Source organism: Paraglaciecola sp. MB-3u-78 (genome assembly GCF_002835935.1).
Taxonomy (GTDB): Bacteria; Pseudomonadota; Gammaproteobacteria; order Enterobacterales; family Alteromonadaceae; genus Paraglaciecola.
In genome coordinates this window covers 175004-190815 of sequence record NZ_PJCF01000003.1, presented here as the reverse complement: position 1 = coordinate 190815, position 15812 = coordinate 175004, and the positions used below count along the sequence as shown (strand labels likewise).

10 protein-coding genes and 1 pseudogene are annotated in these 15812 nt (G+C 42.4%); 8 read left to right on the top strand and 3 right to left on the bottom strand.

Annotated elements, in window-relative coordinates; translation table 11 throughout:
* The first annotated feature begins 66 nt into the window (after positions 1-66).
* The 5 genes and pseudogenes from CXF95_RS04705 to CXF95_RS04685 all read left to right on the top strand — a co-directional run bounded on the left by CXF95_RS04705 (position 67) and on the right by CXF95_RS04685 (position 8212).
* Positions 67-1776, top strand: coding sequence for an arylsulfatase (locus CXF95_RS04705; protein ID WP_232787650.1), 1710 nt, complete (start codon positions 67-69; stop codon positions 1774-1776).
* 455 nt (positions 1777-2231) lie between these two features.
* The gene (locus CXF95_RS04700; protein ID WP_101197622.1) at positions 2232-3047 is read left to right on the top strand and encodes a universal stress protein; all 816 of its coding nucleotides are present in this window, start codon (positions 2232-2234) and stop codon (positions 3045-3047) included.
* A 109-nt stretch (positions 3048-3156) separates the two neighbouring features.
* On the top strand, positions 3157-4113 hold the full coding sequence (locus tag CXF95_RS04695) for a universal stress protein (RefSeq protein WP_101197621.1): 957 nt from the start codon (positions 3157-3159) through the stop codon (positions 4111-4113).
* A 301-nt stretch (positions 4114-4414) separates the two neighbouring features.
* A pseudogene (gene adhP, locus CXF95_RS04690) lies at positions 4415-5430 on the top strand (alcohol dehydrogenase AdhP).
* Between the two features lie 73 nt (positions 5431-5503).
* The gene (locus CXF95_RS04685; RefSeq protein WP_101197620.1) at positions 5504-8212 is read left to right on the top strand and encodes a cation-transporting P-type ATPase; all 2709 of its coding nucleotides are present in this window, start codon (positions 5504-5506) and stop codon (positions 8210-8212) included.
* Positions 8213-8276: 64 nt separating this feature from the next.
* Here the strand turns inward: CXF95_RS04685 and CXF95_RS04680 are convergent, their stop codons facing one another.
* A complete protein-coding gene (locus tag CXF95_RS04680; RefSeq protein ID WP_101197619.1) occupies positions 8277-9491 on the bottom strand; it encodes a Xaa-Pro peptidase family protein in 1215 nt (404 codons plus the stop codon).
* A gap of 189 nt (positions 9492-9680) precedes the next feature.
* On the opposite strand from CXF95_RS04680, the gene CXF95_RS04675 reads away from it, so the two are divergent.
* On the top strand, positions 9681-10058 hold the full coding sequence (locus tag CXF95_RS04675; RefSeq protein WP_101197618.1) for a DUF3703 domain-containing protein: 378 nt from the start codon (positions 9681-9683) through the stop codon (positions 10056-10058).
* On the opposite strand, the gene CXF95_RS04670 is transcribed toward CXF95_RS04675, so the two are convergent.
* Both CXF95_RS04670 and CXF95_RS04665 read right to left on the bottom strand, forming a co-directional pair.
* Complete coding sequence (locus CXF95_RS04670; RefSeq protein WP_101197617.1) at positions 10055-10672, bottom strand: LysE family translocator; 618 nt, start codon at positions 10670-10672, stop codon at positions 10055-10057. The two genes, CXF95_RS04675 and CXF95_RS04670, sit on opposite strands and share 4 nt — an antisense overlap.
* Positions 10673-10770: 98 nt before the next feature.
* Complete coding sequence (locus CXF95_RS04665) at positions 10771-11535, bottom strand: YiiX/YebB-like N1pC/P60 family cysteine hydrolase (RefSeq protein WP_101197616.1); 765 nt, start codon at positions 11533-11535, stop codon at positions 10771-10773.
* A gap of 379 nt (positions 11536-11914) precedes the next feature.
* Between CXF95_RS04665 and CXF95_RS04660 the strand changes: the two genes are divergently transcribed.
* Positions 11915-15187, top strand: coding sequence for a winged helix-turn-helix domain-containing protein (locus CXF95_RS04660; protein ID WP_101197615.1), 3273 nt, complete (start codon positions 11915-11917; stop codon positions 15185-15187).
* A gap of 2 nt (positions 15188-15189) precedes the next feature.
* Complete coding sequence (locus CXF95_RS04655) at positions 15190-15543, top strand: DP-EP family protein (protein WP_101197614.1); 354 nt, start codon at positions 15190-15192, stop codon at positions 15541-15543.
* Positions 15544-15812 lie beyond the last annotated feature (269 nt).

The following is a 15812-nucleotide window of genomic DNA, read 5'->3' as shown; positions in this document are numbered from 1 at the left end:
TCTAAAATGGAATGGCCATTCAAGTTACATTGTTTTCACTTTGACAATAACGCTTCGGTTTAAATGATGCTCCAACTAAAATGGTTTACACCTGCCTTGGTTATCACGTCGCTCTTCCTTAACATTCAGATTGTGCCTGCAGCTAACTTACTTAGCCCAAGCAACGACTCTAAAGCCGTTTCTACAGCGCCGAATTTTTTAATTATTTTAGCTGATGATTTGGGGTATTCCGATATCAGCAGCTTTGGTAGTGAGATCGATACCCCAGGAATCGATTCGCTGGCACAAGGCGGCGTTAAATTTTCAAATTTTCATGTGGCAGCTACCTGCTCACCTACTAGGAGCATGCTGCTAACGGGGGTAGATAATCATCTCAATGGCCTAGGCAACATGGGGATCATCATGGATGATAATCAATTTGGGCAACCAGGTTATGAGGGAGTACTCAACAATAGTGTAGAAACAGTTTCGAGTATTCTGCAGCGCAATGGCTACAGTACTTATCTATCCGGAAAGTGGCATTTGGGCATGCAGACGGATAATTTACCGGTTAACCGAGGTTTTGATCAATCCATTTCGTTAATGGAAACCGGCGCCGATAACTGGGAGAAAAAACCCTATTTACCTCATAACAAAACCGTGCATTATTTTGATAACGCCAATGAAATAAATTTACCGGAAGATTTTTACTCTTCGGATTATTACACCGATAATATCATGGGCTATTTACAACAACGTGATCCCAACAAACCATTTTTTGCATATTTGGCTTTTACAGCCGTGCATTACCCCCATCAAGCGCCAAAAGCATTAACTGAAAAATACCTCGCTAATTACCAAGATGGCTGGGATGTTATTAAATCCAAACGCTACGCCCGTTTAGTGCAACTTGGTTTGATGCCGCCAGGATTAGAAGCGTTACAGTTACCGACTGTTGAAAAGTGGAGCGAATTGTCCAAAGAAGACCAAGCGTATCGCACCAAACAAATGGCCGTATATGCTGCCATGATCAAACGTATGGATTATAATATCGAGCGGTTGTTATCCTATCTCAAACAAGCGGATTTATTTGATAATACCGTTATCATGTTCATGAGCGATAACGGGGCGGATAACAATGAAATAGAAAAAATATTTCCTGATTACATTCAGAATAATTTTACGACTGATATCGAAACCCTTGGTGAAAAAGGCAGTTATACCAACTATGGTCCAAGTTGGGAAAATGTGTCGATGACCCCCTTAAGTTGGTACAAAGGTTCAGCATCCGAAGGCGGGATGCGCTCGCCATTAATCGTACATTACCCAAAACAATTACAACAAGATGTGGTCACCCATAGTTTTAGTTACATCACGGATATTGTGCCAACAATTTTGGATTTAGCGGGTTTAACCAACGCGGTAGATAAAAACAAAGTACCGATTGTGGGGCGCAGCCAAGTTGGGGTGTTAACAGGCGCAAACGAGACCGTCTATACTGACCAAGATGTGGTTGCTTATGAACTTGCTGGAAGCGCAGCCTTGTTTAAAGGGGATCACAAATTAGTACGTAATTTTCCTCCATTTGGCGATAAACAATGGCGTTTGTTTAACATTAAAACCGATCCTGTGGAGCGTTATGATTTAGCCACCACACAACCCAAACGCTTCCAAAAAATGTTGCTTGATTATCAGGTGTATCAGGGCAAGGTTAATATGGTCGAAGTCACTGATGATTACAATGTGATTAAGCAACTTGGTAAAAATCTAAAAAGAAACCAAGACCATCACCATTAAAAAAAGCAACCATCAAAACGAAGTCTGAATGGCTGCGGTGTTGTGTTAATGATGTAAACCAAACGGATTATCAATACTGTCACTTGGCTCAGTAAACCAGCGTGCTCCATTGTCGGTCATATAAAAATGGTCTTCCAAACGTATACCAAACTCATCGGGTACCACCAGAGGCTAATCTAGACAACCATTGTAATAAAGCCCCAATCTGGTCAGCTTTTTTAACTTTTTTTTTGCAAGTAATCTACAACTATCTACCCCAGTCTCAACAGGTATTAGGACTGGCTAGCATTAGCTAAATCAGACTGGCTGACTATTATTGTCTGTAATCTACAAGTCATATTTATTTTGGAACTTGAAAATTTGTGCAGAGAAAACTAAATTATGCTCCAATTAAGTTAAATCAATTACTTTAATTTTGCAGTTGAAATTACTTTATTTCTGTCCTTGAGGTTTGTATGAAAAATATATTGGTTGTTATTGAAAGTGTAGTCAGTGCTAAATTAATGCTGGAAAAGTCAATGATGTTTTCACCTGAAAAGCTCCAAGTTGTGCTTTTGGGCCAAGGTGACGCCGAAAGTATTCGGAGCACACTTAACCAATTCAGCAATAAACACTGCAAAGCCGAAATGATTATGAATTCGGGCAAAGAGTCACAATCGGTATCTGAAACGATATCGCAAATTGTTAAGCAAACAAATCCCGACATGGTAGTAGTTCACAGACCAAATGTTGGCAGGGATAAACAAGAATATACCTTAGCTAAGGCCGTTTTAAAAAGTGCAGGTCAAACAACGGTTTTGTTATGCAGCGATAACAGTTGGCATTCCAAAATGAAAATTATTGCCACCCTCGACATGGTTGACGAAAGCCCAGCACAAAAGTTACTTAATACCAAAGTACTTGATGTCGCTATGGATTTACTAAGTCGTACTCCAGCAAAGTTAACCCTAATGAGTGTACTTGAAATATCGAGAATTCGAGATGAGCTAGAAATTGCTGTTTCGACTGATTTAATGGGCACCAAAGGCAAAATCATTACAACCAAATTGGAAGATATGATTAAGGCCAAAGACAAAGATATCGATGTTTCCACTCATGTGTCTATTGGGGTTCCGTCTAAAGAAATTCCGCTAATGGCGAAAAAATTAAAGGCAAATATGGTGATAATGGGTAACGTTGGAAGAACCGGTATTAAGGGGTTAATAATTGGAAACACTGCAGAAAAAATTCTTGAGCAACTCAGAGTTGACACTATAGTGGTTAAAACTTAATAAATTTGTCGACTATCGAATATTCAACACTTTAGGTGGGCCCCATAATTAAACCAAATAAAACATTAATCTGTTTCGCACTTTTACTCTTAAATGGAGGTCGCTAGAAATGTTCAAAAATATTCTGTTATTTATCGAGCCTAATATAGCCAACGAAAATATGCTGGAATGTGCATTAGGCATCTCTAAAAAATTTGGTTCACAAATTTCATTGACTGCTGTGGTACAGCCTATTCCATCAGTAATCAAATTGGCACTGCAGAAAAAATATGCTCAGGAAATATTTGATGCCAAACGATCTGAAGCCTCAGAAGCATTAACTTTAGCGAATGATTTTTTTAACCGTCATAACCTTAATGTAAATAGCAAGGTAGCCGATGGAATTCCCTTTGTTGAGATTATCAATCAAGTAGTACAACAAGATTACGACTTGATTATGATAATGACTGATAACAATCAAAGTGGTGTCTTAGAAAAGTTTTTTGGCAGTACTCAAATGCAATTGCTAAGAAAATGCCCTTGTCCTGTATGGGTGATAAAACCGGATTCAGGACCTGTATTTAAAAGGGTATTAACGCCAGTTGATACCAAAGAGCTTGATGAACCCCATGCCAATTTGAATCAAACACTGGTCCAAGCAACAAGAGCGACTATTGAACTTGGTAATAAATCTATTAATTTTGTACAAGTTTGGTCGGTATACGGAGAAGGATATCTTGCAACCAGAGCAGGAGTATCTGAAGAAACAATTAGAGAGCTTAGAAGAGAAACATTAAAAGAAAACATGCAGAGGCTAAGAGACGTTGTAGCACAAGAAGACTGGGGAACAACCAAAGTAAATACACATTTTCCACGTTCAGATTATCCAGCAGAAGAAATTATACAATTAGTTGCGAAAGAAAAAATTGATTTACTTATTATGGGGACAGTTTGCCGCACTGGTATCGAAGGTTTTATTGTTGGCAATACTGCTGAGAAAGTACTCAATGAAGTATCATGCTCAGTACTTGCATTTAAACCTGAAGGCTTTATTTCGCCAGTGGTTGTGCCTGTAAAACAGTCATGAACCATGGAATAGGAAAGGTATTTTTCTACTAGCCGAATTCGATATTTATACCACGCATATTACTAGTGATCGTGCTCACTTTGGCGTTTCTCGCCAATGACGTGGTGAAACCTCGCAATTAATTATCTCAATAATGTTGGTCACGAATTAGCCTTAAATTTTGATTTGCATCAATATATTAAGGGTAATATAAGTATTTAATTAGCACATCTGACAAGGTAATCACGGCTCTAGAAAACTGCGTTGGCAAAGGGGCGAGTGGTTGCTCTGCTGGTGCTATTCAATTGAGGTAATGTCTAATATGAAAGCAGCTATCGTTAAGCAGTTCAAAGAAAAGCTAGAAATCAAAGATGTCCCAATCCCAGACGTTGGCGCAAAAGATGTTTTAGTAAAAATACATGCCTGTGGTGTATGTCATACCGACCTGCACGCTTGTCATGGTGATTGGCCGGTTAAACCTAAACTTCCCTTAGTACCAGGGCACGAAGGGGTAGGAGAAATCGTTAAAATAGGCGCCGAAATTCACCATTTAGAGTTGGGTGATAGAGTCGGTATACCCTGGTTATATTCAGCTTGTGGTCAGTGTGATTACTGTCTGGAGGGTAAAGAAACACTGTGCCTGGAGCAACAAAATTCCGGTTATTCGGTAGATGGATCCTATGCAGAATACTGCGTGGCAAATGGTGAATATGTTGTAAAAATCCCCGATGAAGTGAGCTATGTAGACGCCGCGCCTTTGTTCTGCGCCGGTGTGACCACATATAAAGCGCTTAAAGTCGCCGAGGTGAAACGGGGCAATGGGTGGCCATTGTCGGAGCGGGAGGATTAGGTCATTTAGCCATCCAATACGCGGTAGCAATGGGGATGAAGGTGATTGCCGTTGATACGGGCGCCGAGAAAATGGCCCTCGCAAAAGTGCTTGGAGCTTTGCACTGCATCGACTTTAAAAAGGATAAGCCCTCAGAGAAAATCCAGGCACTGGTCGGCGGTGTACACGGTGTAGTATGCACCGCAGTTTCTAAAGTTGCCTTCAATGAATCCTATCAGTCATTGAGCCGGGGAGGGACATTTGTTCTGGTCGGTTTGCCACCAGAGGACATGTCCATCCCAATTTTTGACACCGTGTTAAACGGAGTGAGAATAGTTGGCTCTATTGTCGGAACCCGCAAAGACCTGAAAGAATGTCTGCAATTCGCAGCCGATGGCAAAGTAAAAGCGATAATTGAAGTTAAACCCTTAGAGCACATTAATGAGATATTTGAGGATATGTTAAAGGGCGAAATAACAGGCCGTATTGTGGTGCAAATGAGTAGCTAAAACTAAGTTAACCTGAACTCGGGAACAAATAACAAATTGTTTGAAATTGCCAATTTATGGGGCTCTAGTTTGCATGACAAAAATTCAAAACGAACACGTCTGGCACGAAATGCCAGGCACAGTGGTACTCCAGACACTTAAAGCCACATCAGCAGGTTTAGACGAAAGTGAAGTAAGATCGCGACTTGAAATCTATGGTGCGAACCTCCTGCCAGAGCCACCAAAAAGTAATGTCTTCATTCTTTTTCTACTCCAGTTTCATAACATCCTGATTTATGTATTACTCGGTTCTGCAATTATTACGGCCTTTCTGGCCCATTGGCTTGATACCTTTGTGATTTTGGCGGTGGTGGTGGCCAACGCCATTATCGGCTTCATTCAGGAAGGAAAGGCAGAAAAGGCGATGGATGCCATACGTCATATGTTAGCCCCCCGAGCTGCAGTTCTACGCGACGGAGAACGTCACAGTGTCGAAGGTAAAACGCTTGTCCCCGGGGATATTGTGCTGCTTGAAGCTGGCGATAAGGTGCCGGCTGATATCCGTTTGCTTTCGGCTTACGGTATGTTGCTACAAGAGGCTATTCTTACCGGTGAATCCTTAGCAGTAGAAAAAAACCTCAATCCTGTTGCCGCTGCTGCGCCGCTTGGAGACCGAAGCTGTATGGTTTTTTCTGGCACGCTAGTTGCCTCCGGGCAAGGCAAAGGTGTGGTAGTCGCAACAGGTAAAGATACTGAAATTGGTCACATTAGTGGATTGCTTTCAGAAGTGCAGATGCTGACAACGCCCCTTGTCCAGCAAATGGGTATTTTCGCCAAAAGGCTGACTGGCCTGATTATTTTAATCGCCGCACTTTTATTGTTCTATGGCACTTTCGCTGGGCATCATGATTTTCCTGAATTGTTCATGGCAGTGGTGGGGTTGTCTGTAGCGGCGATACCGGAAGGGCTGCCAGCGGTACTCACTATTACATTGGCGATCGGGGTGCAGGCGATGGCGAAGCGTAATGCCATCGTTCGACGCTTACCTGCAATAGAAACACTAGGCTCTGTGTCAGTCATCTGTACTGATAAAACCGGTACCCTGACACGCAACGAGATGATGGTAACCAGCGCGGTGACACACCTACATTTGTTTTCTCTGGATGGGACAGGTTACGAGCCTAAAGGTACTTTGCGGCTGGCGGAGGCACAAATCAATGGTAAAGAGCATGCCGTCCTGGAAGAGTTGGCGCTCGCTGCTGCATTATGTAATGACGCAAGTTTGAAGCATCTTGACGGTGTATTCATGGTTGAGGGAGATCCCATGGAGGGTGCATTGTTGGCATTTGCGGGTAAAGTTGGCATTGATGCACCGCAACAGTTGGCGGCGTGGGTGCGCACCGATGCTATTCCCTTCGATGCCAAGCACCGCTTCATGGCAACCCTGAATCATGATCATGAGCAGCATGCTTGTGTGTTCGTAAAAGGTGCGCCGGAACGTATCCTCGGAATGTGTAAAGATCAACGAACCGAAGGCGGTATTGAAGCGCTCAACATGGCCTATTGGCACGAGAAAGCCGACAGCATTGCAAGTCTCGGTCAGCGGGTGCTGGCCTTTGCGGTAAAATCTACAAGCCCGGAACATACCGTACTTGAATACACCGATGTGGAGGGTTCACTGACGATGCTAGGGCTGGTTGGCATGATTGACCCGCCGCGCATCGAAGCAATTTCTGCGGTAAAAGAGTGCCACACAGCGGGTATTCGCGTGAAAATGATAACCGGCGATCATACAAAAACTGCAACTGCGATAGGCAAGCATATTGGCCTGCAAAATTCTGACTCAGTTCTCACGGGAGTTGATTTGGACAAAATGGACGATGCAGCACTCAAGCTCGCTGTGCTTGAGTGCGATATATTCGCCCGCACCAGTCCGGAGCATAAATTGCGCCTGGTTATGGCCCTGCAGTCTCATGGCATGACAGTGGCAATGACCGGTGACGGGGTGAACGATACGCCGGCACTCAAGCGTGCCGATGCAGGAATTGCAATGGGCGGAAAAGGCAGCGAGGCTGCAAAAGAAGCGGCAGAAATTGTGTTGGTAGATGACAACTTTGCCTCAATAGTAGCGGCCGTGCGTGAGGGGCGTACAGTCTATGACAACATCAAAAAAGTGATTAGCTGGACACTACCTACCAACGCTGGCGAAGCGATGACAATTATTGTGGCGCTACTATTTGGCATGACACTTCCGATGACAGCTATTCAGATCCTGTGGATAAACCTGATTACTGGTATTACATTGGGTTTGGCACTTGCATTTGAACCGACGGAAGAAAACACAATGCGTCGCCCACCGCGCCCAAGGGAAGAAGCGCTAATTAATCTTGAATTACTTTGGCATATCGTACTGGTTTCCTTCCTGATCCTGTGCGGTGTTTACGGTATCTATACCTACGCGATGAACCAGGAATACGGTATTGATCTGGCGCGTACCCTTGTGATTAATTTGTTAGTCGTGATAGAGATTTTTCACCTGTTTTTCATTCGAAACATCTACAGCACATCACTGACATGGAAGGCAGTGCGCGGTACCAAAGTAGTATGGACTGTGGTGATTATTGTCACTTTGGCGCAATTTGCCATAACTTATACGCCATTCCTTCAGGGAATATTCTCCACACAGTCCGTGTCTCTGCTACAGGGCATGCTCATTATTGGCATTGGTGTAGTGTTCTTTATCATCGTAGAGACTGAGAAACAAATTCGCCTTCGCCTATTTAATCAAAGTGATCAGTCGTGATTCAATTTTCGGAAGTCTGGCTTCCGCTAGTAGGAATGGAAATGGCTAATCAAACAGGATAACCCTACAAACCAAACGGATTATCAATACTGTCACTTGGCTCAGTAAACCAGCGTGCCCCATTGTCGGTCATATAAAAATGGTCTTCCAAACGTATACCAAACTCATCGGGTATCACCAGCATAGGTTCGTTACTAAAACACATACCTGTGGCAAGAAGTGTTTTATTACCACCCACTAAATACGGCCACTCATGAATGTCTAAACCAATACCATGACCGGTACGGTGCGGGCAGCCGGGAGTTTGGTATTCTGGTCCTAATCCTTGTGAGGCTAAGTAAACACGGGCTGCTGCATCGACGGCTTCGCAAGGCACACCAATTTTGGCAGCATTAAAAGCGGCAAGTTGTGCGGCTTTTTCATGATCCCAAAACTGCTTTTGCCTAGTGGTTGGCTCACCAAATACATAGGTACGCGTTATGTCGGATATATAGTCGTGCACTTTGCAGCCGGTATCAATTAACACCATGTCGCCTGCTTTGAGGATTTGTGGGTCTTTCACACCATGGGGGAAAGACGTAGCCATCCCAAAAAGTACAATACAAAAATAGTTGCCGGTTGTGCCTACTTTTTGGTGTGCCTGTTGGATAAAGGCTTCGACTGCTGTGGTGCTAATTCCTACATACAGCATACTTGCAGTCGCTTGATGCACGGCAAGTGTCATGTTCATTGCTGCTTGCATTAGCGCTATTTCATTATCAGATTTGTGCATTCTGCAATGGGCTGTCACCTCTTGTGCATTGATCAGGTTTAAGCCGGTTTGGGCTTTATTGATACCGTCGAAGATAAAAAACTGCGCGCTTTCGTCAATGCCAATGGTGGCGGTATCTGCTATTTTTAATTGTTTTAATACCTCAACAAATAAGCTGTATGGACTTTGATGTTCTTGCCAGCCATGTATTGGCCCATCTATAACCTTAAAGCCATTTAGGCTACCAATCTCAAAATGAGGCGCAATATATTGCACTTCACCCTTTGCCGGTAATATCGCGCCCACCAAACGTTCACTGGCATACCATTTCATGCCCGTGAAATAGGTAAGGTTTGTGCCTGCATTCAAATAAATGGCATCTATGTTATTGGCTTGCATATACGCTTGGGCTTTAGCTATACGGGATAGATGTTCTTCAGGTTGAATGGGGATCAGCGTTTGGGTCATATCCCTTAATGAGTCTAATGCTTGCTCTGGTGTTTGGGTGCCAATACCAATGGTTTTCATTTTGTCTCCTTTTTGGATACCTGTAAAATTCAAACTTAGGTACCCTGTTATACACTTAATAGAAGGTATGATATCACCCACATCGCTAAGATAGATCATGATGGCGCTTTGGGTAGCCTTATATTTATAATGACGGTATTATTTTTATTGATTATGCCAAATATCAATCTACATCTGAGGATCATATTTATGCCTAAGCACTTTTACGAAAATATCAAACCTCATGTTGAGCAAGAATTAGCACTGGCAAAACAGGCAAGAAAACAAGGTAATGCGGGTGTTGAGTTTACACATTTAGAAAATGCCCATGTGCTTGGGCAGGCATCCACCTTTTTACACACTAAAGTTCATATATTGATGTTGTTTTGGGCAGTCAGGCAGGTCAATATTAAAGAGGGCTTAGGTCAAGTCATGCGTATAGTTGGAGCGGCAACAAAAACCGCCATCGGGTTTATTCCCGCAGGTAATACTGGAGGGACGAATGTGAGTCCTTTTAAGGTGTTACCTGTTTCACCTAAACTCGCTTCTATTTTAGCTAGGGCCAACAGTAGCGCACAGACTCATTAACTCAGAGCCAACCACACTCCTACACCTATCAGCAATGTGCCAGAAATACCGTTCATCCAGCGTATATTGTTGCCTTGGTTCAGTAGGGTTTTTAACCCCTTGCCACCTGTTGCATAAATCAACATACAAATAAATTCGCTAAGCATAATGATAATCACCAGCGACAACAGCTGAAAAGTAATTGGCTGAGTCCCATTGATAAAAGGTGGCAAAATAGACAACATAAATGCCCAACCTTTAGGGTTAGCGATGGCAGTTAAAAATCCTTGGGATATTAGGGCATAACGGCTAAGTGTTAAATCTTGCTCAGCAGTTAAAGATACTCGCCTGCTTACCCAAAACATTTTGCATCCTAAGTAAATCAGATACAGCCCACCAATCCACTTAAACCAAACGAACAAAGTAGGATAATTCAGCATAATTGCCGCAGCACCCATTACGGCAGATACAGCGACTATTGCCACACCGCAGACTTCACCTAGCATCATCCACATAGTTCGGCGCAAACCAATCTTTAGCCCCAAGGTCATCGCCAAAGTCATACACATACCTGGCGTGATCGAGATAAAAAACATAGTAGGAATAAATACGGCTAAAGTGGCGAAAGTGGGCATAGATGCAATTCAAGAGTAAAACAGGCCGTATCTTACGGCCCAGATGATCTTTTGGGAATGTAAAAAGTGTGGGTCTTATATTTTTCTATTTTATATAGCTAAGTATGTTGATACTCACTCCACTCTAATGTGTGAGGGTCAAATGTCTCACTTAGGGTGGGTTTGATGATATTAAAATAGGGAGACAAATCGAAATCTCTGGGCACATACTGGCTGTGATGGCGTATTTGTAACACTTCATCGTAATACGCTTTAGTGTGGGGTTGTTTGGCTTTTTCAAAAAAAACATGGGGCAATATGGGATAACGAATTGATTGAAATGTCTGAGCAATAAAGGAACTACAAATGGCGCGGGTTGGATCACCGCTGCCAAGCACAAGCATTTTTCTGCGCCAACGAGTTGGCACCGGTGGGGTTTGCACTAGGTAACGCATTAGGTCAAACACATTTTTCATATCGTACTGATATCCAACTTGAGCCGCAGCGAACCCAATAGCACTGTCTATTTCTTCGTCATTCAGCCCTACCGGGCGACATATCCTTGTGTGTAAGTGTTCATAATGACTCAGCGCTATTGTCCTTATACCGTCGAGTACGTCGGCTTCGACTAAGGTTACGTTGTCACAACTGGGGTCTGCACTCTTGCTGTCATCGGCGATGCACAAAGCGGCATGAGACCATGTGGATTGAGTGAGGTATTTAATCGCTGTGCTGATCCGACTGGAGCCATCAACTAACAATACATCGCCCACCCTTATCGTTGAGGCCAACAATTCGGGTTTGCAGGTTGATGGTTGAATAGACCCACTCGGTTTTTCCAAATATGCAGCTAGCATTCGGCCAATTTTATTCAATAAACTCATTCAACCCTCAGTCCCATGTTTGTATAATTCATCATTCAATTTTAAATATCAGCTTCAAATTTACCGTCGACTTCATCAATAGGATAGTTTGTGATTCTGTAAAATTTCATGATATCGTAAATTGTTAGGTTTAGTTTGCACCGTATTTTTGCAACCCGCCTCTAGATACACCAACTTAAAAAAAGTGAATAGACATTGAGCACAGTGTCAGCCCTAGTTTAGTGACTCATTATCCGGTATATTTATAACATCCACCTCTGATAGTCCTATGTACAGAGGAATTCAGGAAAAACATGCCCATTTCAAATCTCCATTTACCAACAATGATTTCCATATTATCTCCATCCTTAATCTCTTTTAATAAAGGCTGGAATAGTTTGTGCTGAAGGACAGTTCACTTTTTTTCTTAGGTAATTGGCAAGTTAACCCAAGTACTAATACTTTACGCCGTGGTGAGCTAATTAAGCAGCTTGAACCTAAGGCAATGGATGTGTTGTTGTTGTTATGCAAACAACAAGGTGATGTATTAAGCGCCGACGCTATCGCGACCCAATGTTGGGGAGGTATGGATATTGGTGACAATCCAGTACATAAAGCCATCACCCAATTACGTAAAGCACTGGACGATAAACCCAGTACACCCACTTATATAGAAACCATCCGCAAACGCGGCTATCACATTATTGCCAAGCTAGACTTTCCCCTTGATGACGAGTTTAAAGCCGAACAAAATAGCTGGCAGGGAGCGTCACCTTTCCCAGGTTTAGTGGCCTTTGAAGCCAAAGACGCTCAAGTCTTTTTTGGCCGAAATACACAAATAGCTACCCTTTTAGAACAACTAGCAAACCAAGTCAGTGACAAACATACTTTTTGCTTAATATTAGGCCCCAGCGGCACCGGTAAATCATCTTTAGTCAATGCTGGTTTATTACCAGCATTAACCGGCCCAAATGGGTATAACGGCATTGGTGTGGTATCAGATACCAGTATCGATTTTGCCGATGTCATCCCTGAACGATTGTTTATAGATTTGGCCTCAGCCATGCTGGACTGGGATGTAAACGACCAGCCAGTATTTGCTGGTATGAGTGCTGAAAGTTTGGCGCAGCAGCTGCAAGGTGACTCGAATACCTCGATAGAACAATGCATTCAGTCTCTTAAACAAACACATAAAAGTTATAGCAAACCGCAGTTTTTGTTATTTATCGACCGACTTGAAGTGTTGTTATCGTCAGCTGTTTTTAGCAACGATACACGAGGGGCGTTTTTAGACTTAATCCAAAAACTCGCCACCAGCGGTGCCATTATGGTGCTCAGTGCCTGCCGCAATGATTTTTATCCTTTGGTTGTGAATCATCCAAGTTTAATGGCAAATAAAGGTAACGGGGGACATTTTGACTTACTCGCCCCGACTCGGGCTGAACTGATGCAGATGATCAGATTACCAGCGAAAGCCGCGAACTTAACATGGTCAGTCGATGCAGATTCAGCCACACCTCTTGATCAACTGTTATGTGCTGAGGCAGCGAATAACCCCGACGCCTTGCCCATGTTGCAATACACCTTGCAAGAGTTGTATTTGCAGCGAAGTGAATCTGATGAATTGCAGGTGTCAGTATATAAAGCTCTTGGTGGTATTGAAGGGGCTATTGGTAAAAAAGCGGAGGAAATTTATCAACAATTACCTGAAGAACATCAACCACAACTGGCCGCGGTGTTATCACACCTTGTCACATTAAACCCAGACGGCGAAACCATTACGAGTCGCACTGCGCGTTGGTCAGAATTATCCCAAGCCAGTGACACCTCTTTTGTGCAGGCTATGGTCAACAGCCGTTTATTTGTGTCTCACTTACAAAACAACGAGCCTTGTTTTAGTTTGGCTCACGAAGCTTTATTAAGACGTTGGCCTAGAGCCAGTGAATGGATCTCTGTTCACAAAGATAGCCTTACGATCAAAAGTCGCTTGCAACAGTTAACAGAACGTTGGCTCAAGGAAGATAAAAGTTCGGCGTATTTACTGCCTCAAGGCAAACCCTTAGAAGAAGCTCTTAGCCTGCAAAATATGCCGGTGTTTACGTTAGATGCCGATGAACAGGCTCTTTTGAACGCCTCACAACAAAAAGTTAAAACCAAACGCTGGCTAACTCGATCCACTATCAGCCTATTATGCTTGTTAACCTTTACCGCCATATTTATGAGCGTGAAAAGTCAACAATCTGAAGCCTTCGCCCAGCAAAAACGCCTCGATGCGGAAAGTTTATTGGGCTTTATGGTGGGTGAATTTGCTGACAAGTTACGCAGCGTTAAACGTATGGATTTGTTGGATGGGATCAGTAATAAAGCCTTGGAGTATTTTAGCCAGCAAGAGGATGATGATAATGGTTTGTTTTTTTTATCTGACCCCGCGCTTAACTTTAAAGCAAGGTTTCAGCATGCTCAAACATTAGGGGCTATGGGGGAAGTAGCTTATTCTAGGGCGAAAACTGATGAAGCTAAGCAGGCTTTTGTTACTGCGAAAGTGATATTGGATAAGTTGTATGTTGAACAGGCTGATAATCTGGAGTTACTAAAAACTTTGGGCGCGAATGCGTTTTGGTTAGGGCAGCTTAAGTATGATGAGAGTGATTTTGATGGGGCGCAGCCGTTATTTGAGTTGTATCGGGATTATAGCCGGAAGATGAATCGGTTAGAGCCAGAAAATATTGATGGTCATATTGAGCTGTACAATGCTTTAAGTACACTTGGATCACTCTATTTACAACAGCTTAGATATAATGAAGCCAAAGAAGCATTTCAATCATCATTGAACATGACGAATCAACTCCTACTAACGTATCCCTCGGATAACTTAATACATTCCGACAAAGCCGACTCTCTTTCATGGCTAGCTACCATTGAACAACATTTAGGTAATTTAGATAACGCGTTATTATTTCAAAAAAAAGGACAACAAGCTGTAGAAGCCGTACTCTCGTCCGAGCCAGATAATGCGACTTTTTTAGAACGTTTAGCCTATTCTTATTGGCTGCAAGCAAAAATAAAAAATTACTTAGGTGCCTATTCACAAGCACACGAATATATATCTAAAGCTATGGTGATTTTACAAAAACTCATCGAGCAAGACCCACACAATGAAGTATGGAATGGAGATTTACTTGGAATTTCTATTTCTGAAATTCTATATGCCGAAAAAAGTGGGATTCATGAGAATGACGATTTTATATACCTGATCGATCCTCAAAGCGTATTACGGCCATCGACTATATTAGAGATAATTAGATATTATCAAGCTAAAGGTAACTGGAAAGAAAGTGCGGAATTGATTGAGTTGTCCTCAGTTCATCTAGCATTTCCCCCCTCAAATGTTATTGAACCTAATGATGTTTTAGCCTATGCGCAGTTAAAATTGTTAGAGTCATACCAGCACAACTATGACAACAACATAGTTAGTAAGATTAAAGCATGTAAGCAAATCATCCAACTTCTTGCTCCTCTCATTGTAAAAAGTCACAACGTTGAATATTTACTACCTTATGTCCAAGCTCATAGTTGTATTGGTAAACTATCTAAGGTTTCGGTGGAATTAGAGTATTTAGATAATATGGGAATCAACCTGAAAATAATAATTAACCAAATCAAGGAAAATTAAAAATGAGCAATACAAGTACCAATATTATTGTCACAGTTAATATAATAGAAGGTGTGCCGACATTTCTCTATGAACCTAGTGGTACGATACATGTCACTGAAGCGACAGATGTTACTTTTACACTGAGTGATGCATGTAGTCCACGTCTGACATTTGAACAGCCATTAATTGCTTATGTCCCAGTGAACGAACAGCGTGACATTACACCAAGTGTTGAGTCAGAAGGACAAGTGTTAAGATTAATCGACACAGATGTAGACGAAGAAACTATTTGTATACAATTGGTAGTGACGGATGAATACAGTAACAGTTACGCAAGCCCGGACCCTAGAATAGTTAATAAGCCACCCCAATAGTTTATAGGGACATCCACCATAATTTGACTATATTTTGAACTGGGCTAGCCTTCATTAAGAGATTGGTAACAATTAATTTTCATAGGCTACAAGACTCAGTAACGAGTCAGTTTGATTTGTTTGACGGATACACCATAGGCGCTGAGCGAGTGATGAATAAATTCAAAATCCATACCCAGCACCGAAGAATACGCGACATGGGTAAAGCCAAAATATTACTATGTAAGGCTTAAGATCAATCCGTATAATACCTTATCTTAAACAGCAAA